The sequence below is a fragment of the Alteromonas nitratireducens genome (assembly GCF_040812025.1).
In the GTDB taxonomy this organism is placed as follows: Bacteria; Pseudomonadota; Gammaproteobacteria; order Enterobacterales; family Alteromonadaceae; genus Alteromonas; species Alteromonas nitratireducens.
On record NZ_JBFNPK010000007.1, the window covers coordinates 118,374 to 137,255 of the forward strand.

At 52.0% G+C, this 18,882-nt stretch carries 16 protein-coding genes; 8 read left to right on the forward strand and 8 right to left on the reverse strand.

Features of this window, described 5'->3' with window-relative positions:
• Positions 1-238 precede the first annotated feature (238 nt).
• Positions 239-586: a Grx4 family monothiol glutaredoxin gene (locus tag AB1N33_RS08495; RefSeq protein ID WP_411271112.1), complete on the reverse strand. Its 348-nt coding sequence runs from the start codon at positions 584-586 to the stop codon at positions 239-241.
• Between the two features lie 338 nt (positions 587-924).
• Between AB1N33_RS08495 and sodB the strand changes: the two genes are divergently transcribed.
• The 4 genes from sodB (at position 925) to AB1N33_RS08515 (ending at position 6,503) form a co-directional block, all read left to right on the forward strand.
• Positions 925-1,509 (forward strand): superoxide dismutase [Fe], encoded by a 585-nt coding sequence (gene sodB / locus AB1N33_RS08500; protein ID WP_411271113.1) that lies wholly within the window; start codon positions 925-927, stop codon positions 1,507-1,509.
• Between the two features lie 244 nt (positions 1,510-1,753).
• Positions 1,754-3,676 carry a PrkA family serine protein kinase gene (locus tag AB1N33_RS08505; protein ID WP_411271114.1) on the forward strand — a complete coding sequence of 641 codons (1,923 nt, stop codon included), beginning with the start codon at positions 1,754-1,756 and terminating at the stop codon, positions 3,674-3,676.
• A gap of 21 nt (positions 3,677-3,697) precedes the next feature.
• On the forward strand, positions 3,698-4,999 hold the full coding sequence (locus tag AB1N33_RS08510) for a YeaH/YhbH family protein (protein WP_411271115.1): 1,302 nt from the start codon (positions 3,698-3,700) through the stop codon (positions 4,997-4,999).
• Positions 4,986-6,503: a SpoVR family protein gene (locus AB1N33_RS08515; RefSeq protein WP_411271116.1), complete on the forward strand. Its 1,518-nt coding sequence runs from the start codon at positions 4,986-4,988 to the stop codon at positions 6,501-6,503. Before AB1N33_RS08510 ends, AB1N33_RS08515 begins: the two co-directional genes overlap by 14 nt.
• A gap of 28 nt (positions 6,504-6,531) precedes the next feature.
• Here the strand turns inward: AB1N33_RS08515 and aroC are convergent, their stop codons facing one another.
• Both aroC and prmB read right to left on the reverse strand, forming a co-directional pair.
• A complete protein-coding gene (gene aroC / locus AB1N33_RS08520) occupies positions 6,532-7,629 on the reverse strand; it encodes a chorismate synthase (protein ID WP_411271117.1) in 1,098 nt (365 codons plus the stop codon).
• 17 nt (positions 7,630-7,646) lie between these two features.
• A complete protein-coding gene (gene prmB / locus AB1N33_RS08525; protein WP_411271118.1) occupies positions 7,647-8,576 on the reverse strand; it encodes a 50S ribosomal protein L3 N(5)-glutamine methyltransferase in 930 nt (309 codons plus the stop codon).
• Between the two features lie 87 nt (positions 8,577-8,663).
• Here prmB and smrB point away from each other — a divergent pair, with 87 nt between their 5' ends.
• Positions 8,664-9,269, forward strand: a complete 606-nt coding sequence (gene smrB / locus AB1N33_RS08530; protein ID WP_411271119.1) for an endonuclease SmrB — start codon at positions 8,664-8,666, stop codon at positions 9,267-9,269.
• 25 nt (positions 9,270-9,294) lie between these two features.
• On the opposite strand, the gene AB1N33_RS08535 is transcribed toward smrB, so the two are convergent.
• The 4 genes from AB1N33_RS08535 to AB1N33_RS08550 all read right to left on the reverse strand — a co-directional run bounded on the left by AB1N33_RS08535 (position 9,295) and on the right by AB1N33_RS08550 (position 14,979).
• Positions 9,295-9,414, reverse strand: a complete 120-nt coding sequence (locus AB1N33_RS08535; RefSeq protein ID WP_443983620.1) for a DUF3149 domain-containing protein — start codon at positions 9,412-9,414, stop codon at positions 9,295-9,297.
• A 270-nt stretch (positions 9,415-9,684) separates the two neighbouring features.
• Positions 9,685-10,323, reverse strand: a complete 639-nt coding sequence (locus AB1N33_RS08540) for a transglycosylase SLT domain-containing protein (RefSeq protein ID WP_411271121.1) — start codon at positions 10,321-10,323, stop codon at positions 9,685-9,687.
• A 67-nt stretch (positions 10,324-10,390) separates the two neighbouring features.
• Positions 10,391-11,989 carry a glutamate--cysteine ligase gene (gshA, locus tag AB1N33_RS08545; protein ID WP_411271122.1) on the reverse strand — a complete coding sequence of 533 codons (1,599 nt, stop codon included), beginning with the start codon at positions 11,987-11,989 and terminating at the stop codon, positions 10,391-10,393.
• Between the two features lie 116 nt (positions 11,990-12,105).
• Positions 12,106-14,979: a M16 family metallopeptidase gene (locus AB1N33_RS08550; protein ID WP_411271123.1), complete on the reverse strand. Its 2,874-nt coding sequence runs from the start codon at positions 14,977-14,979 to the stop codon at positions 12,106-12,108.
• Between the two features lie 147 nt (positions 14,980-15,126).
• Between AB1N33_RS08550 and AB1N33_RS08555 the strand changes: the two genes are divergently transcribed.
• The 3 genes from AB1N33_RS08555 to AB1N33_RS08565 are packed head-to-tail and all read left to right on the forward strand — an operon-like array spanning position 15,127 to position 17,311.
• A complete protein-coding gene (locus tag AB1N33_RS08555; RefSeq protein ID WP_411271124.1) occupies positions 15,127-15,684 on the forward strand; it encodes an Hpt domain-containing protein in 558 nt (185 codons plus the stop codon).
• A 5-nt stretch (positions 15,685-15,689) separates the two neighbouring features.
• On the forward strand, positions 15,690-16,394 hold the full coding sequence (locus AB1N33_RS08560; protein ID WP_411271125.1) for a TIGR01621 family pseudouridine synthase: 705 nt from the start codon (positions 15,690-15,692) through the stop codon (positions 16,392-16,394).
• Complete coding sequence (locus tag AB1N33_RS08565; RefSeq protein WP_411271126.1) at positions 16,391-17,311, forward strand: ketopantoate reductase family protein; 921 nt, start codon at positions 16,391-16,393, stop codon at positions 17,309-17,311. The genes AB1N33_RS08560 and AB1N33_RS08565 overlap by 4 nt, the downstream gene beginning before the upstream one ends.
• Here AB1N33_RS08565 and lysS read toward each other — a convergent pair.
• Positions 17,308-18,864, reverse strand: coding sequence for a lysine--tRNA ligase (gene lysS, locus AB1N33_RS08570; protein ID WP_411271127.1), 1,557 nt, complete (start codon positions 18,862-18,864; stop codon positions 17,308-17,310). The genes AB1N33_RS08565 and lysS overlap by 4 nt on opposite strands.
• Between the last annotated feature and the right edge of the window lie 18 nt (positions 18,865-18,882).

Here is an 18,882-nt window from a genome sequence, read left to right on the forward strand (position 1 = left end):
TTTTACTACCTTCAACACTGATGACTTTTTAACACCAGCAACATTTTTTATAGAGCGTAGGCAGTTAAAAAACAAACACTTTATGGGAAATTTACTATTTTTTTTCGTGCCGTAGAGGATTTTATTTTCTGGCTTGTCTATAGATTATTGGCAGGTTAAAAAAACGATTATTGCACGTCGTTTTTTGGCAGGTTCATACACAAAAAAAGCCACCGGGGAGGTGGCTTTTTCGATTGAGTTATTCCGCGTTCTGTTTCGCCGCCGTTTCTTTGATAAGCGGCTGCAGTTCATTTTGCTGAAACATTTCGAGGATAATGTCACAACCGCCAACCAGTTCACCTTCAACCCATAGCTGGGGGAAGGTCGGCCAGTTTGCATACTTTGGCAGTTCTGCACGGATATCCGGATTTTGCAAAATATCCACGTACGCAAAAGGCTCGCCACATGACATCAGCGCCTGCACGGCCTGTGCAGAAAACCCGCAGCTTGGCAGCTTCGGCGATCCCTTCATGTAAAGCAGGATCGGATTCTCAGCGATTTGCTGTTTAATTTTCTCTACCGTTGGCGTTGCGTCTGTATTCTCCATTGGAACCTCATTGCAAAAGAGTTTGTAAGGATATGGGTGTTGCCCCCCAACTTTTCAAGCGCGGATCCTAGCACAGACTGATACGTGGGGTGAATATTCCATGACGATGACAGATACGGATTGATCTTGAATCCGGTTTTATGTCTATTAACTGTCAGGTTACTGTTTTTCACTGGTTAAAATACCGGCAAACTCCTCTGACAAGAAAAGTTTTTAACACAATGTCATTGAGTTATCGTATTTAGACCTTACATTTTACATTCCAAGACCGAGTGTCAGCGCGTGGCCGGCTACGCGGAGCGCTGACCAAAATAACCAAACCCAACATGGAGACTCGTATGGCTTTTGAATTACCAGCATTACCTTATGACAAAAATGCTCTGGAACCACATATCTCTGCCGAAACAATGGATTATCACCACGGTAAGCACCACGCAACCTACGTGACCAAGCTGAACGGTCTGGTAGAAGGTACCGATCTGGAAAACAAAAGCCTGGAAGAGATTATCAAATCTTCTGAAGGCGGTGTTTTCAATAACGCAGCACAAATCTGGAACCACACCTTCTACTGGCACTGCCTGAGCCCGAATGGCGGTGGCGAGCCTACTGGCGCACTGGCTGATGCCATCAATGCCAAGTGGGGCTCATTCGAAGACTTCAAAGCGGCATTCAATGACAAAGCCGTTAACAACTTTGGCTCAAGCTGGACCTGGCTGGTAAAAACTGCTGACGGTTCGCTGGACATCGTCAACACCAGCAACGCTGAAACGCCGATCTCTGGCGATGCGCACACGCCACTGCTGACCGTTGACCTGTGGGAGCACGCGTACTACATCGACTATCGCAATGCGCGTCCTAAGTACCTGGAAGGTTTCTGGGCACTGGTCAACTGGGAATTCGCCAGCGAAAACTTTGCAAAATAAGCCGGTTACCCCGGTAACAAAGCCCGCCACGCTGCGGGCTTTTTTTTGTCCTGACGGGCCGGATGATGACAAAAATGTCATGCCCACTGACGTGACAGGCTCCGCCTGACGACACAGGGCCCCGCAGCCTGTTTCCTCCCTCACCGCGTGCCGGACCGCGGTGTGTTTGCGATGAATCACTCTCATTTTTCTGAATACCGACTAAGCTGAAAGTACGGGCAACCGTTTTTTCTCAGAGGTAAGTATGGGTATTTTCGAACATTACCAACACCGATACGAGGAGCGTAAACAGGAAGAATTTACCATTGCAGAATTTCTGGATATCTGCAAAACCGATCCGATGGCCTATGCCAATGCTGCAGAACGACTGCTTCAGGCTATTGGTGAGCCGGAAATGGTAGATACATCAACCGACCCTGCGCTAAGCCGATTATTTTCCAACCGGGTCATTGCCCGCTACCCCGCATTTAATGAATTTTATGGCATGGAAGAGGCCATTGAACAAATCGTGTCATACCTTCGTCATGCGGCGCAGGGACTCGAGGAAAAAAAACAAATTTTATACCTGCTCGGCCCGGTCGGTGGCGGTAAGTCCTCACTGGCTGAACGCCTGAAAGAACTAATGCAACGGGTCCCTATTTATATATTGAAAGGGTCTCCGGTCAATGACCACCCGTTTTGCCTGTTTGATGCTCATGAAGACGGTCATCTGCTTGAACAGGAATACGGTATCCCCGGTCGCTACCTGAAAACCATCATGTCTCCCTGGGTGCGCAAAAGACTGCATGAATTTAATGGGGACATCAGCCAGTTTAAGGTGGTACGCGTTTACCCGTCAGTACTTGACCAGGTCGGTATCGCAAAAACCGAGCCGGGCGACGAAAACAATCAGGATATCTCATCGCTGGTCGGCAAAGTGGATATTCGCCGTCTTGAGCAATTTGCCCAGAATGATCCGGATGCATACAGTTATTCCGGCTCGCTGTGCAAGGCTAATCAGGGGCTGATGGAGTTTGTTGAGATGTTCAAGGCGCCGATCAAGGTGCTCCATCCACTTCTGACCGCTACCCAGGAAGGAAACTATAATCCGACCGAGGGCTTTTCGGCGTTGCCGTTTGACGGTCTGATTCTCGCACATTCCAATGAGTCCGAATGGCAGACATTCAGAAACAATAAAAATAATGAGGCCTTTCTTGACCGCGTTTATATCGTAAAAGTGCCGTACTGTCTGCGGGTCTCGGAAGAAATCAGAATCTACCGCAAACTACTGGACGGCAGTGAATTAAGCGGCGCGCCCTGCGCCCCGGATACGCTCGAGTGTCTGGCGCAGTTCAGTGTGCTGTCACGCCTTAAGGAACCGGAAAACTCAAGTATCTATTCGAAGATGCGGGTATATGACGGCGAAAGCCTGAAAGACACCGACCCCAAAGCCAAGTCGTATCAGGAATACCGCGACTACGCCGGGGTCGATGAAGGGATGGAAGGCCTGTCAACGCGCTTCGCGTTTAAAATTTTGTCGCGGGTGTTTAACTTTGATCATCAGGAAGTTGCCGCTAATCCGGTGCATCTCTTTTATGTGTTGGAGCGCCAAATTGAGCGCGAACAGTTTCCACCGGAGACCGCAGAGCGCTACAAAGAATTTCTGAAAGGTTACCTTATCCCGCGTTATGTCGAATTCATTGGCAAGGAAATCCAGACAGCCTATCTGGAGTCCTATTCAGAATACGGACAAAACCTGTTCGACCGCTATGTCACCTATGCAGATTTCTGGATCCAGGATCAGGAATACCGGGATCCGGAAACCGGACAGCTGTTCGACCGCGCCTCACTGAATGCAGAGCTGGAAAAAACTGAAAAACCGGCAGGCATCAGCAATCCGAAAGATTTCCGCAATGAAATCGTGAATTTTGTACTGCGGGCGCGCGCGAATAATGGTGGCAAAAATCCGGCCTGGACCAGTTATGAAAAACTGCGCACCGTGATTGAGAAAAAAATGTTTTCCAATACCGAAGATCTCCTGCCGGTTATTTCGTTCAACACCAAAGGCTCGTCAGAAGACAAGAAAAAGCACGATGACTTTGTTAATCGTATGAAGGAAAAAGGCTATACGCAGAAACAGGTCAGATTGCTGTGTGAATGGTACTTACGCGTCCGTAAAGCGTCGTAAGCAGTGATAAGGCAGTAGCTTATGGCGCACTTCATCGACCGACGCTTAAACAGTAAGGGCAAGAGTACAGTCAACCGGCAGCGCTTTATCCGGCGTTACAAAGAGCAGATAAAGCGTGCCGTCTCCGATGCAATCAGCAAGCGTTCGGTGACAGATCTCGAGTCCGGCGAAGATGTCAGCATCCCCTCAAGGGACATTCGGGAGCCGATCTTTCATACCGGTAAAGGCGGAAAGCGCAGTGTTATCCATCCTGGTAACGATCAGTTTACTACGGGTGACCGAATAGACCGGCCACCAGCAGGACAAGGCCAGGGAAGTGGTCAGGGCGATGCCAGTGACAATGGCGAAGGACAGGACGACTTTGTTTTCTCGCTCTCACGTGACGAGTATCTCGATCTGCTTTTTGATGACCTGGCGCTGCCCAACCTCAAACGCACCCAGTATGATCACGTCGTTCAGCATGAAACATACCGGGCGGGTTATCAGACCGATGGCGTGCCCAGTAACCTTGATGTTGTTCGTTCACTAAAAGGCGCGATGGCGCGCCGTCTGGCGCTGACCGGCAGTGCCAGACGAGAGCTCCGTGCTCTGGAGGAGGCGCTGGCAGAGCGGGAGCAGACTCCTGACACTGCCGAATCAGAGCTACTTGTTTTAAAAAAAGACATTGCCACGCTAAAAGAAAAAATTGCCCGCGTGCCGTTCATTGACAGCTTTGACCTGCGCTTCAAAAACTACGCACGCCGGCCCGTCCCTACCAGCAAAGCGGTGATGTTTTGTCTGATGGATGTCTCCGGCTCAATGGACCAGGCAACCAAAGAGATGGCGAAGCGCTTTTATATTCTGCTTTATCTGTTTCTTACCCGCACTTATAAGAATGTTGAGGTGGTTTACATCCGACATCACACACAGGCAAAAGAAGTGGATGAAGAGGAGTTTTTTTATTCTCAGGAAACCGGCGGTACCATTGTTTCCAGTGCACTTAAGCTAATGGACGAGATCATACAGGCCCGATATAGCGCCAGTGACTGGAATATCTATGCGGCGCAGGCGTCAGATGGCGACAACTGGGCAGACGACTCGCCGCAGTGCCGTGACATTCTGTTGAAGCGACTGCTGCCGGTGACACGTTATTTTGCCTATATTGAGATTACTGAACGGCAACACCAGAGTCTGTGGCGCGAATACGCCTCAGTGGCTGAAACACACCCCAATTTTGTGGTCAGTCATATACAGCAGGTCAGCGATATTTATCCGGTTTTTCGCGAGCTGTTTAAAAAGTCCGGCCACACCGACGCTCAGGGAGGTCGCCATGCCAGCGCGTAAAAAAGCCGACAACGGCTGCCTTAACGACGGGCCGGACTGGACGTTTGACCTGCTGGCCGACTACGAAGCAGAAATTGATCGGGTGGCACGGCATTTTCAACTGGATACTTATCCCAACCAGATCGAGGTCATTACGGCGGAGCAGATGATGGATGCCTACGCCAGTATTGGCATGCCGATACACTATACCCACTGGTCATTTGGCAAAAAGTTTATTCAGACAGAGCAACAGTACAAGCGCGGCCACATGGGCCTGGCCTATGAAATCGTTATCAACTCCAACCCGTGTATTGCCTACCTGATGGAAGAGAACACGGTCACCATGCAGGCACTGGTCATGGCCCATGCCTGTTATGGACACAATTCCTTTTTCAAAGGTAACTATCTGTTCAAAACCTGGACTGATGCCGACTCCATCATCGATTACCTGGTCTTCGCGAAAAACTATATTGCCCGCTGCGAGCAGAAATACGGTGTGGAGGACGTGGAGGACGTACTGGATTCCTGTCACGCCCTGATGAATTATGGCGTGGACCGCTATAAACGGCCGCAAAAACTGTCGCTGGAAGAAGAAAAGTCGCGCCAGAAAGAACGCGAGCAATATCTGCAGTCACAGGTCAATGATCTCTGGCGTACCCTGCCGCATTCTGCGGCATCAAACTCCCCGGCAGAGCGGCGGTTTCCGTCTGAGCCACAGGAAAACCTGCTTTACTTCATCGAAAAAAATGCACCGCTGCTTGAACCATGGCAACGCGAAATTGTTCGCATCGTCCGCAAGGTATCCCAGTATTTCTACCCGCAAAAACAGACACAGGTCATGAATGAGGGCTGGGCCTGCTTCTGGCACTACAACATACTCAACCAGCTCTACGATGAAGGCAAACTGACCGACCGGTTTATGCTGGAGTTTCTGCACAGCCACTCCAGCGTGGTGATGCAGCCGGACTATAACAGCCCGTATTACTCGGGCATCAATCCTTACGCACTGGGCTTCAATATGTTCATGGATATTCGCCGTATGTGTGAACATCCGAGCGAGGAAGATAAACGCTACATGCCAGAGATTGCCGGGCGAGACTGGCTGGAGACCGTGCACTTTGCAATGCAGAATTTTAAGGATGAGAGCTTCATCAGCCAGTTTTTGTCACCCAAACTCATCCGTGATTTCAGGCTGTTTGCGGTAGACGATGACAGTGACAATCCCTACGTCAGCGTGAGCGCTATCCACGATGAGCAGGGCTATCGGCGTATCCGGGAGACGCTGTCAGCCCAGTACAATCTGAGTAATCTTGAGCCCAACATTCAGGTTTATAACGTTGACGTTCGCGGCGACCGCGCATTGACACTGCGTTACATTCCCCATAACGACATTCCGCTGGCCGAATCCAAAGACGACGTCATGAAGCACCTGCAGCGTTTATGGAAGTTTGATGTTCGGCTTGAACAGCAGCAGGGGGAAACGGTGGAGCTGATTGCCGAGTGCCGTCGCCCAGAGAAAAAGTAACGCCACACCGGCCGGTGCGGCGTGTGGTTTAACGCTGTCCCTTAATCACCGGCGTGTCAGATGTCACACCAGCATTCTGTGCCCGGTTTCTCAGCACATGATCCATCAGTACCAGTGCCAGCATGGCTTCAGCGATAGGAACGGCGCGGATCCCAACACAGGGGTCGTGCCTGCCTTTGGTCACGATATCCGTCGCTTCTCCTGATGTGGTGATGGTATTACCTGACACCGAAATACTCGAGGTAGGTTTTAATGCCATATGCACAATCAGATCCTGGCCGCTGGAGATACCGCCGAGTACCCCGCCGGCATGGTTACTGGCGAATCCTTCGGGCGTCAGTTCATCGCGGTGCTCACTGCCCTTTTGCTCAACCACATCAAAACCGTCGCCAATTTCGACACCTTTAACCGCGTTGATCCCCATCATGGCGTAGGCGATATCCGCATCGAGGCGGTCGAAAACCGGTTCACCCAGCCCGACCGGCATGTTGGTGGCCACCACAGAGACTTTGGCGCCAACACTGTCACCGGATTTTTTCAGCTCTCGCATGTACGCATCGAGCGCGTCCAGTTTCGACGGATCCGGACAGAAGAAGGGATTGGTGTTGGTCACTGAATGATCCACGGTATTCACCGTGACCGGGCCAAGTTGCGAAAGGTAACCGTGGATCTCAATGCCCAGTGTCTGCTTCAGGTATTTTTTCGCAATCCCTCCGGCCGCGACACGGATCGCGGTTTCCCGGGCAGATGAGCGTCCACCACCACGGTAGTCACGCGCGCCGTATTTTTGCTGATACGTGTAGTCCGCATGCCCCGGGCGGAAACGGTCTGCGATTGTCGAGTAATCCTGGCTGCGCTGATCCTTATTTTTTATCAGCAAGCCAATACTCGTTCCTGTCGTTTTTCCCTCAAACACGCCCGACAGGATTTGAACTTCATCATCTTCACGGCGCGCGGTAGTGTAGCGTGAGGTACCGGGTTTTCTGCGATCCAAATCGCCCTGCAGGTCCGCCTCGCTGAGTTCGAGTCCTGGCGGACAGCCATCGACGACGCCACCAATGGCAATACCATGACTTTCACCAAATGTGGTTACCGTAAACGCTTTTCCAAATGTGTTACCGGGCATAATGTTGTTTTACCGTTTTATGCTGAAAAATAAGACTGAAGTGCCGATTTAGACACAGCAAAAATACCGTGACCACCATTTTCGAATTCCAGCCAGTCAAGCTCAAGCCCTGGGAAACGGTGTTGCATGTGAACTTCACTGTTGCCAACCTCGACAAATAGCCAGCCCTGATCTGTCAGGTGCGCCGGTGCCTCGCGCAGAATTTGTTCAACCAAATCCAGACCATCCTCCCCTGCGGCAAGAGCGAGCTCAGGCTCATGGTGATATTCGTCCGGTAAATCTGCCATGTCTTGGGCATCCACATACGGCGGATTAGAGACAATCAGGTCATATTGCTGGCCTGCCAGACCACTGAATAAATCAGAAGCAATCGGGTACACACGGTGACTCAGCTGATGTTCCTGGATATTCATTTCAGCAACATCCAGTGCGTCCTGGCTGATGTCCACAGCATCTACCTGCGCTTCATCAAACGCATAGGCCAGCGCGATAGCAATACAGCCTCCGCCGGTACACATATCCAGAACATGCTGAGGTGCGTTACTCAGGTGCGGTGTGAAGCGCTTTTTAATCAGTTCGGCAAACGGAGAGCGTGGTATTAACACCCGCTCATCAACGTAAAAGGGTAAATCACAGAACCACGCCTGGTGGGTAATGTACGGCAGCGGCATGCGGGTCTGAACCCGTTTTAACACCAGTTCCGCAATTTTCTCCCGTTCAGAATGGGTCAGTCGCGACGCAAACAACTGATCGCCGGTTTGTACAGGCATGTCCTGCGGCAGATGCAGCGCCTGTAATACCAGACTGACCGCTTCATCCCAGGCATTGTCGGTACCGTGGCCAAAATACAGGGCGGCATCGTTAAACCGGCTGGTTGCCCAGCGTGTCATATCCAGCATGGTGTGCAGGTCATCAATCGCTTCCTGCAGGTAGAATTTATCTGTCATAGCCTCGTCAGTACATTGGCATTGGTAAAACTGGTATCATACCCAAAGTTCGCGTTCGCACCCAAGGTTAATTTACTGCTTGCTGCCATGAAGTCTGATCTGAAAAAGCTGAAAAAAGTGCTGTCACAGACACCGCCACAGGATTTACCCGACACAGGGCCTGAAGACCTGTTCCGGGAGGCTGTATCTGGGGTGACACCACTGACTCAGGACACTGTCAGCCAGACGCCATCACAACGGCTCAGACAAAAGCGCCATCAGGCACGCAGTACCAGCGTTAACCGTGCGTCGGATCGGCAACTGAACGCAACATTCAGCTTTTCAGACATGTATGAAGCAACGTTACCGGCAGAGGGGCCGGTGAGGTACTGCCGGCAGGACGTGCCGACCCATGCGCTGAAGCGTCTCAGACGCGGTGATTATTATCCGGAGCTGGTACTTGATTTACACGGCCTGACCAGGGAGGCAGCGAAAGCAGAACTGGCCGCGTTGCTGTTTACCGCAAGAAAAGAAAATATCGATTGCGTGTCGGTGATGCATGGCCTGGGCAAAGGGATCCTCAAGCAGGCGCTACCGCACTATCTGGTTCAGCATCCCCACGTAATGGCCTTCCACCAGGCGCCTCTGGAGTATGGCGGACAAGGAGCGTTACTGGTACTGATTGAAACTGCTGAGCCTGATCTGCACCGCTAAGCTCCTGCCGCCAGGCTGGGAACGGTTACTTGTCGTGGTCTGCGCTGTTGTGCATAAACAGATAGGTGTAATACCCCATCATTCCAACAATAATCGCAATTCCAAGCAGTGAGCCCCACACGACGGGATCTGAAAGCATGCTCATCAACATAGCGTGTCTCCTGTGTTTTGTGTCTACAGGCTAAGTATGCGCGCTGTGTGCTGAGGAATACTGATCTGAATCAACGTTTATAACGGGGCCCGTCGTTAATACTGATCCAGATCAAAAAAGCGGGGGGATTAGCAAAAAGTTATTTGATAATAATTCTCATTTAGATTATTGTAATACCTGCCTGTTGGACGCAGGCTTATAACGGTCTTGGCTTTGCGTCTGTGCACGGGGTGTATTCACCCCGTGCTTTTTTTCTGATGATTATCAGGTGAACAGCTTCCAGAACCAGCTTTTTGACAGGTCTTCTTCGCAGGATTTTAGTTGTGTCGCATAGCGTAACGAGCGAGCTTTGACCTTACCGGCGACTTTCTTCAGCCACGCCTTTTTGTTGTATGTCTTGCGACGATAGCCACCCCAACCTTCGTGATAATTCAGATACTGGGCGTAAGCGTCCCATTTCGACACCCCGTTAATTTTATGGGTTTTGTAGATAAACCAGCCCATAAAGTCGATGGCATCATCAAAATCGTCGCGGTCAGCCCCACTGTTGCCGGTTTCCCGAATATAGTCAGACCAGGTCGGCGTTTTTGCCTGCGAGTAACCGTAAGCGGAACTCACCCGGCCCCAGGGGATCAGGCCAAAAAACACATAGTCCTTAGGCGGCAGCGCATCATGACGAAACGAGCTTTCCTGGTACATCATGGCCATTGGCACATGGATGGGCACGCCCCATTTATCCCGGGCATCAGCCGCCGCATCGTACCAGTCTTCCTTTTCGTAAAAAATCTTGCACAGATTACTGCTGTCAGACGGTGGCGTGGTGGCACATCCACACAGTGTGACAGTCAGGGCGGTAACCAGACCGAATAAAAATCTGCGCTTTTTTTTGAACTTTTCCCACATGACGTGTCCAACTAATTGTTCTAGTAATGTGTGTTTCCCTGGAACCCTTGATGCCTGACCTGCCTGGTCAGGCATTTTTTTTGGCTGGCGGCTCAGCGAAATACGCTCTGATAAAGGTATCAAAGTCTTTCTCATCATGCGATTCCACATCACGCTGCGCCGCCAGCGATGTTTCTGCCGCCAGGGCAAAGTCGTCTGCAGACTGATGCTGGTAATGCCAGTCATCAAACGCATTTTTATACTGTTGTGCCAGTGACAACCCAAGTGCCCCGTTGTCCATGTTATTGCCGAGCAGGTGGCCAAGCACTTTACCTGACGGTGTCACGGCAGGGTCGGCCACTTTAGCCCACTCTGCCTCAACGGCATCAGAATAGGCCTGCCCGCCATGTGCATTATCGAGCAACGTCGCTACCTTACGGAAATAGCTGAACAGGTGCTCAGCCCAGTCAGAAAACAGGCGGTCTTTTCCGTTATCAACCAGGATGAGACCTGGCTTGCGGCCTTCGAGCACCACACGCCTGAGGTTCTCACCCGCTTCGCGTATCTGTGCTTCATCCAGCAGGTCGCTGGGCATCAGCAGGCAGGCAAGCAGGAACACGTCCAGAAAACGGCTTTGCCCTGCACTCACGCCGACGGCAGAGAAGGGATCAACATCCAGCGCCCTGACTTCGATGTAGCTGATACCGCGCCTGACCAGTGCGTCGGTGGGTTTCTCCATGGATAATGTCGGCTGTTTTGGACGAATAGGTGAATACAGTTCGTTTTCAATCTGCAGAATATTCTTACTGAGCTGCTGATAGTTTCCCTCCTCACCGGCGGCGAATTCAGAAAAACGGGTTGACGGTGTCTCCATCGCCTTGCGCAGCAGCGTTACGTAATTATCCAGCGAGTTATAACAGATTTTCAGCGACGCCTGTTCGGCACTGGTATAGCCCAAATCACTCATTCTCAGCGAAGTAGCATAAGGCAGATACAGCGTGCCCTTACCCACTTTTTCAAAATTGAGCGAGTGCGGCTTGCCCCTGAGAAACGAACCACACAACGAAGGCGATGCACCATACAGATACGGAATTAGCCAGCAAAAACGCCGGTAGTTCCGGATAAGCGACAGATAATCGGCGGATACCTGCTCCTGCGAATGAACGCTGCCCTGATGGGCCGCCCACAATGACCAGAAAGCGTCCGGCAATGAGAAGTTAAAATGAACGCCGGCAATCGCCTGCATCATGCTGCCATAGCGGTTTTTCAGACCAATCCGGTATACCCGCTTCATTTTTCCGACATTCGACTCACCAAAGTAGGCAATCGGAATCTCGTCTTCATTTTCAATGAAGCAGGGCATGCTCATTGGCCAGAGCCATTCTTCGCCAATGTTGTCATGGACGAACTTATGAATATCGAACAGTTGCTCAATCGTGGTGTTGATGTTGGGTTCTGGCGGCGTAATGAATTCCAGCAGAGACTCTGAAAAGTCGGTAGTGATAGAGTCGTGTGTAAGCGCCGATCCCAGGGCGACCGGATGTGGCGTTTTCGCCAGGGTTCCGTTGTGATTAATGCGCAGCGCCTCTCGCTCAACCCCGCGGCGGATCCCGGTCAGGGTCGCAAGAAAAGCGGGAGAACTGAGCGCCTGAATGTTGTCTTCAAAACTGATTGTCTGTGCTGTCAATGTTGAAATCCATGATGCGCGCTGATAGCTGGCATGGCTATCAGCACCGTTGCTGTAAAGATGATGATGTCACCCAAACATCGGGGTGACACGTTTATACTGATCAGACCCGTCGATCAGTTTACTGTGTTTACACGCTCATCGGGAAGCGTTCGTTCTTCTACCGGAATTCCCAGCGAATTCAACTGACCGGTGATCGTCGCTTTATCCCCGACAACAATCACCTGCATATTATCGCTGGCAAACTGCTGCCTGATTACCGCATTGACGCTGTCCAGTGAGGCCTCATTGATCAGAGCCAACTGCCTGGCCCGGTAGTCATCCGGCAAATCATACGCCAGTAACTGGCGCAGGAACCCTGCTTTACTGCCGGGTGTTTCATATTCCAGCGCATCACTTAATGTGAAGGCATTTTTCATAAACGCAAGTTCTTCACTGGTCATCCCGGACTGCTGATACTTTTCAAGCTCAGAAAAAATCGTGCGAATTGCGGTAGCGGTATGGTCACGACCCACGTCCGTCGCCACCTCAAACCAGCCCAGCGTTTTACCGCCTATAAAGGCACTGTTGGCGGCATAGGTGATCCCCTGCTTTTCACGCAGTTCCAGGTTTATCCGACTGTTAAAGGCGCCGCCAAACGGGAAGTTAGCCAGTCTGGCTTTGAAATAGTCGCCGGTAGCGTCAAACGGCAACGCCCGCCTGACCACATAAATCGCAGACTGAACGGCCCCGGGACTGTCAATCAGGATGATCCGCCGGCCGTCATACGACGGAAACGGCGCATAGTCCGCAAAGGCATAGTCGGGGCCCTGCCATTCAGACAGGAAGTCCAGCGCCGCCACCAGCCGCTCCGGAGACTGATCACTGACTGCCACCAGATTCGCTTTGGCCGGGCTGTAATAGCGCTGATAAAACGCCTTTACGTCGTCCAGGGTAATCCCCTGTAACGATGCCAGCGTGCCCTGCTGTGGATAACTGACCCGGTTGTCCTCACCGAACAGCACCAGATCCCGCGCACGCACCGCCAGTGATGACGGATTTTTCTGTTGCTGCTGCATACTTTGCATCAGACGGCCTTTTAGTGTCGCAAAGTCGTCAGCTAAAAAAGCCGGCCTGAAAAGCTTCTCTTCGAGCAAAGCCAGGGTAGCATCAAGATGCTTGCTCAGGCTTGAGACAAACACCTGGGTATAGCGGCCTGACGCACTTACCTGAACAGAGCTGCCGAGTTTGGCCAGCGCAACCGACATCGCTTCCCCGGAATAGTTTTCCGTCGATTCATTCATCATGGCGGCGGTCAGATAAGCCAGTCCTTCCTTTCCTTTGGGGTCAAGCAGCATGCCCCCTTCCATACTCAGCGACAAGGTCACGGTCGGTGTCTCAGAGCTCGTCACCCCCAGTACGGTGATGTTATTTGCCAGTTGTCGCCGCCAGTAATCCGGTACGCTGACAATCGGTGCCGGTCCGGCGGGCGGAACCTGCGTACGATCGAATTCGCTGGTCACCTCTCGCGCGCTGAATGAGGCCGGTTCAGTATCAGGCACCATCCGGTCCTTCAGGCGGTCCGGCAGCATGAAATTTTGTTGCGCCGCGGCGTATTCCGGGTGCCCGGCAGGCACCACACTTAAAATTACCGCGTGAGCCTGTCTGATGTATTTTCGGTATACCCGCATGACATCGTCCGCCGTTACAGCGTTATAGCGACGAAGGTCTTCTGCGATAAGGTCCGGAGTACCACTAAACGTCTCGTTCGCCGCCAGTGTCGCGACTTTTCCGGCCACGCTCTGCAGACCGAAAACCGTACCGGCCTCAATACTGGCTTTCGTACGCGCCAGATCATCAGCCAGCACGCCGCGGGTTTCAAATTCATCGAGTGTCGCACGTACCGCCTTTTCGAGGGCATCCAGACGCGTCACGCGGGCAGGATTGGCCAGTGCCACCAACTGAAATTCACAGGCCAGTTCACGGCAGGGGTGAGAAGCCACGGCCTGCACGGCCAGCCCCTGGCGCACCAGATTTTTGTGCAGCAGTGAACTCTTACCACCGCCGAGAATATCGGCAAGCACATCCAGCGGCGCTTCATCAGGATGACGTGCGTACACCGTGGGAAAAGTGAACTGCAGTAACGGCAGATGCACCTTATCTTCCAGTGTAATGTAGCGGTTCTCTTTCAGCGTCACGGTCGCTGGCGTGGGATCCGTGACCCCAGGTCCTGCCGGAATCCCGGCAAAGTACTTCTCGACCCACTGTTTGGTCAGGGCAATATCAATATCACCGCCAATGGTGAGTACCGCATTGTTCGGACCGTACCAGCGTGAAAAGAACGCTTTTAAATCGTCTACGTTTACCCGGTCGAGGTCTTCAACATAGCCAATGGTTGACCAGGAATAGGGATGGCCAGGCGGATACAGTGCCTCCGCCACGCGCTCGGTAACCAGGCCGTAAGGCTGGTTATCCACTCGCTGGGCGCGCTCATTTTTCACTGTTTCCCGCTGGTTCTCAAACTTTTCCTGCGTCACCGCATCCAGCAGGAAGCCCATACGGTCGGCTTCCAGCCACAACACCTTCTCAAGCTGATTGGCCGGCACAGTTTCATAGTAGTTGGTTCGGTCAGTGTTAGTTGTGCCGTTGAGGCTGCCGCCGGCTTCAGTAATAATTTTAAAGTGCTGTTCATCAGCAACATGCTTCGAACCCTGAAACATCATATGTTCAAAAAAATGGGCAAAGCCGGATTTCCCCGTTTCTTCACGTGCAGACCCTACGTGGTAGGTTACATCGACATGCACCAACGGGTCGGAGTTATCCTGATGGAGAATCACAGTAAGACCATTTTCGAGGGTATATTTTTCGTAGGAAATGGCAGGGGCTGTTGTTTCAGTGGCAGACTCAGGCGCTTCTGCATACTGCGTTTGCACTCCCTGCTGACAGCCACTGAGTAAGATAGCAAAAACTACACAAAAAACCGTGCTAATCCGATGAATCGAGTCTGTCATTATTTTCCTTATTACTGCACAATCGAAGGCATTAGACGTTAACGGTATCAAACCTGATGCCTTTTTGTCGCCGCTCACTGGTGCGAATTATGCTACGCTCTGGCATAAATTACGAATAAGACCAAAAGGCTTAGTCAAGGAAGCACGATGACTTCACAATCAGAATTTGTTGATCTTACATTCGGCCTGTCACAGCTTAGCGGAAACCGCGCCCTGTATTTAACGCTACTGGAACGGTTTTCAGATGAATATCGCGACATCGACGATAAAGTGCAGCAGATGATGCGCGATGACGATATCCAGGCTGCTTTCACCCTCCTTCATACGTTAAAAGGGGTGACCGCGAACCTTGGTCTTCCTGCCCTCAACGCGCAAAGCAAACATGTCGAAGCAGCAGTCCGTGAAACCAGGCAGTTACCCGGCAATTACCCCGAATTTATTGCTGCACTGCAAACCACATTACAGGCGATTGAAACCATACGACATGAAGACACAACAAATGACAGCGCATCGTCGAGCGCTGACAGCAATATGGCCGAAGCAACGCTGACACGCACGCTTGAAGCCATGGAGTTCATTGCGCCCGAGACCCTGCGAGCGCTGCTTGATGATATCAGTATACCTGCCGCTGCCCGCCTTGAGCTGGAGAAGGCCATTGTTGAACTGGACTACCAGGAGGCGCTGCGAATTCTGAACGCGCAGTGATGAGTATGTCGTTAGCATTACTGGCAGAGCATCAGGATTTTATTATTGTTAACAAGCCAGCCGGCGTTCCCATGCACGACCGTGATGAGGGCATCATCACACGGGTCAGGCAGGCTTTCGGTGACGGTAACTGGCACCTCTGTCACCGTCTGGATACCGGCACGTCAGGTTGTCTTTGCCTTGCTCGCAATGCCCGCGCAGCCGCAGAAATTGGCAGACAATTCGAAGAGGGAAAGGTAAGTAAGTACTATCTTGCGCTAACCACTGCCAAACCCAGGAAAAAACAGGGAACGGTTCGCGGAGACATGAAAAACCGCCGGGACGGAAAGTTTATTCTGACACCGACTTTATCCAATCCCGCCGTCACACAATTTTTCAGCCACAGCGTGCGTCCGGGTTTGCGGGGTTTTATAGTCAGGCCGCTGACAGGAAAAACACACCAGATTCGGGTGGCATTAAAAAGCCTTGGCAGTCCCATTCTTGGCGATGACCGCTACGGTGGTGAGATGGCTGACAGACTTCACCTGCATGCATGGCAATTATCCTTTAACTATGCGGGCGAACAGATTAACGCAGGGTGTCTGCCTGACAGCGGAGCGCAGTTTATCCATCAGGATACCCGGGCATGGTTTACCTCGCTCGGCTCACCCGACAGCTATCCCTGGCCTGCAGTCAGAAAGCCGTCCTTTGGCGATGACAAAGATTCATGACACCACACGAAACTGGATTTAAGCGTCTGCTCATCGCTGGCAGCGGTGCAATAGGCTGCCTGCTGGCCGCGGGCGCCGTCCGTGAGCAGTTCAGCTATACCCTGTTCCCCCGTCATCTGCCGCATGCGCCAATCTCGGTGACGGATGATAGCGTCATGGTAACGCTTGATCATTTCGATGCACTGCCCGTCCGGACGCGGCCGGATGATCTGCTTGTCGTACCTGTCAAAGTGTATCAGGTCAGTGAAGTTGTCCGGCACTGGGCGCCTCACCTGCATCCGCAAACCCCTGTGCTGCTGATGCACAATGGTATGGGGGGGACAGAAAGCGCACGCTTCTGGTTACCTGCCGGTCAGCCGCTATTTAGCGCCACCACCACACATGGTGCCTATCGCGCAGATGCCACACACGTGCGACATACCGGGCATGGTCAGACTACGGTCGGGACACTTGATAGCCCACCAGCAGAAGACGCCACAGGTCAACGTATCACAGCATTGCTGGCGCGCCTATTGGGCAGCGCCGAGTTTGACAGTGACATGAAAACCGCGATGTGGAAAAAGCTGGCGGTGAATGCGGTCATCAACCCGCTGACTGCCCTGCATGACATGAAAAATGGTGAAGTGCTGGACGAACAGTGGCAGCCACTGGTGCGCGCGCTGTGTGTGGAAACGGTGAACATTGCGCAGGCTGAAGGCGTCATGTTAACGGTGTCAGCGCTGGTCGCTCTGGTTAACGAGGTGGCCACACGCACTGCCGACAACTACTCGAGCATGCATCAGGATGTGCTACATCGTCGCCGGACAGAAATTGACGGCATTAACGGCTATCTCGCAACGCTGGCAAAAAAAAGAGGCATTGATGCACTGCATCATGCCTCTTTGACCGAACAAATCAGACAACTGGCGACAACCTAGTCGGCGTCCTGCTGCTCCTTTGCCAGTGGTTTCATATGAGGGAACAGGATCACGTCCTTAATCGTCGGGCTGTCGGTAAACAGCATCGCGAGACGATCGATACCAATGCCTTCACCCGCGGTTGGCGGCAGGCCGTATTCCAGTGCGCGGATATAGTCATCATCGAAGTGCATGGCTTCGTCGTCACCGGCATCTTTTTCCGCTACCTGCTTGGCAAAGCGCTCAGCCTGATCTTCCGGATCATTCAGCTCGCTGAAGCCGTTGGCAATTTCACGTCCACCCACAAAGAACTCAAAGCGGTCGGTGATAAACGGGTTATCGTCGTTACGACGCGCCAGTGGTGAGACTTCCCACGGATATTCTGTAATAAACGTTGGCTGCTCCAGCTTTTCTTCGGCACAGGCCTCAAAGATTTCACAGAGGTACTTACCGGCTCCCCAGATCCCGTCAACTTCAGGCTCTTTGATGTGCAGTTGCTTTGCCATCGCCTTGAGCTCATCAAGATGCGCTTCCGGATCTCGGATCGCCGCTTCATTTGCCTGTGGCCAGTATTTCAGAATCGCATCACCCATCGACAGACGATCGAATGGCTTTCCGAAGTCATACTGCTTTTCTTCGATAACCTCGCCGTCGGCATTACGCACGGTATTCACCAGTACAGTAGTCCCGAGAATGTCCTCAGCCAGTGTGCGCAGCATATCTTCGGTCAGGTTCATCAGATCGTTGTAATCTGCATACGCCTGATAGAACTCAAGCATTGTGAATTCCGGGTTATGACGCGTCGACAGGCCTTCATTTCTGAAGTTACGGTTGATTTCAAACACCCGCTCGAAACCGCCTACAACCAGGCGCTTCAGGTACAGCTCTGGCGCAATACGCAGGAACATATCGATGTCCATTGCATTGTGATGAGTCACAAACGGTTTGGCCGTCGCCCCGCCCGGGATCACCTGCAGCATCGGCGTTTCCACTTCCAGGTAGTCACGGGTAGTCAGATACTGACGGATACCGTTGATGATGCGACTGCGCACCAGAAACGTCTTACGGGTCTGCTCGCTGGTGATCAGGTCGACATAACGCTGGCGATATTTGGTTTCCTGATCACTTAAGCCATGGAATTTTTCTGGCAGCGGACGAAGTGCTTTGGTCAGCAGTTCGTACCTGGCCATATTGACATACAGGTCACCTTTTCCTGACTTATGCAGCGTACCTGAAACGCCAATGATGTCGCCAATGTCCAGTGCACCATAGCTGGCTTTGATTGCTTTCTGCGTGTCTTTGTCAGCGTAGGCCTGAATGCGCCCGGTCATATCCTGAAGCAGCAGAAACGGACCACGCTTAGCCATAATGCGACCGGCGATACTGACATGATGTCCGGCCTCTTCGAGCGCTTCCTTATCGTGCTCACCATACGCGTCCTGCAGTTCCTGCGCATAATTTTCGCGGCGAAATGAATTCGGGAAGCCATTGGCACGACAATTTTCACGGATCGCACTCAGTTTAGCGCGACGCTCGGCAATCAGTTTATTCTCTTCGTTTACTTGGTCAGTCATAACCTGTTCACTTAAATA

Excerpts from the sequence above, each read along its gene's own strand:
- AB1N33_RS08495 (WP_411271112.1), bottom strand. The coding sequence starts at position 586 with ATGGAGAATACAGACGCAACGCCAACGGTAGAGAAAATTAAACAGCAA.
- sodB (WP_411271113.1), top strand. The coding sequence starts at position 925 with ATGGCTTTTGAATTACCAGCATTACCTTATGACAAAAATGCTCTGGAA.
- AB1N33_RS08505 (WP_411271114.1), top strand. The coding sequence starts at position 1,754 with ATGGGTATTTTCGAACATTACCAACACCGATACGAGGAGCGTAAACAG.
- AB1N33_RS08510 (WP_411271115.1), top strand. The coding sequence starts at position 3,698 with ATGGCGCACTTCATCGACCGACGCTTAAACAGTAAGGGCAAGAGTACA.
- AB1N33_RS08515 (WP_411271116.1), top strand. The coding sequence starts at position 4,986 with ATGCCAGCGCGTAAAAAAGCCGACAACGGCTGCCTTAACGACGGGCCG.
- aroC (WP_411271117.1), bottom strand. The coding sequence starts at position 7,629 with ATGCCCGGTAACACATTTGGAAAAGCGTTTACGGTAACCACATTTGGT.
- prmB (WP_411271118.1), bottom strand. The coding sequence starts at position 8,576 with ATGACAGATAAATTCTACCTGCAGGAAGCGATTGATGACCTGCACACC.
- smrB (WP_411271119.1), top strand. The coding sequence starts at position 8,664 with ATGAAGTCTGATCTGAAAAAGCTGAAAAAAGTGCTGTCACAGACACCG.
- AB1N33_RS08535 (WP_443983620.1), bottom strand. The coding sequence starts at position 9,414 with ATGAGCATGCTTTCAGATCCCGTCGTGTGGGGCTCACTGCTTGGAATT.
- AB1N33_RS08540 (WP_411271121.1), bottom strand. The coding sequence starts at position 10,323 with ATGTGGGAAAAGTTCAAAAAAAAGCGCAGATTTTTATTCGGTCTGGTT.
- AB1N33_RS08550 (WP_411271123.1), bottom strand. The coding sequence starts at position 14,979 with ATGACAGACTCGATTCATCGGATTAGCACGGTTTTTTGTGTAGTTTTT.
- AB1N33_RS08555 (WP_411271124.1), top strand. The coding sequence starts at position 15,127 with ATGACTTCACAATCAGAATTTGTTGATCTTACATTCGGCCTGTCACAG.
- AB1N33_RS08560 (WP_411271125.1), top strand. The coding sequence starts at position 15,690 with ATGTCGTTAGCATTACTGGCAGAGCATCAGGATTTTATTATTGTTAAC.
- AB1N33_RS08565 (WP_411271126.1), top strand. The coding sequence starts at position 16,391 with ATGACACCACACGAAACTGGATTTAAGCGTCTGCTCATCGCTGGCAGC.
- lysS (WP_411271127.1), bottom strand. The coding sequence starts at position 18,864 with ATGACTGACCAAGTAAACGAAGAGAATAAACTGATTGCCGAGCGTCGC.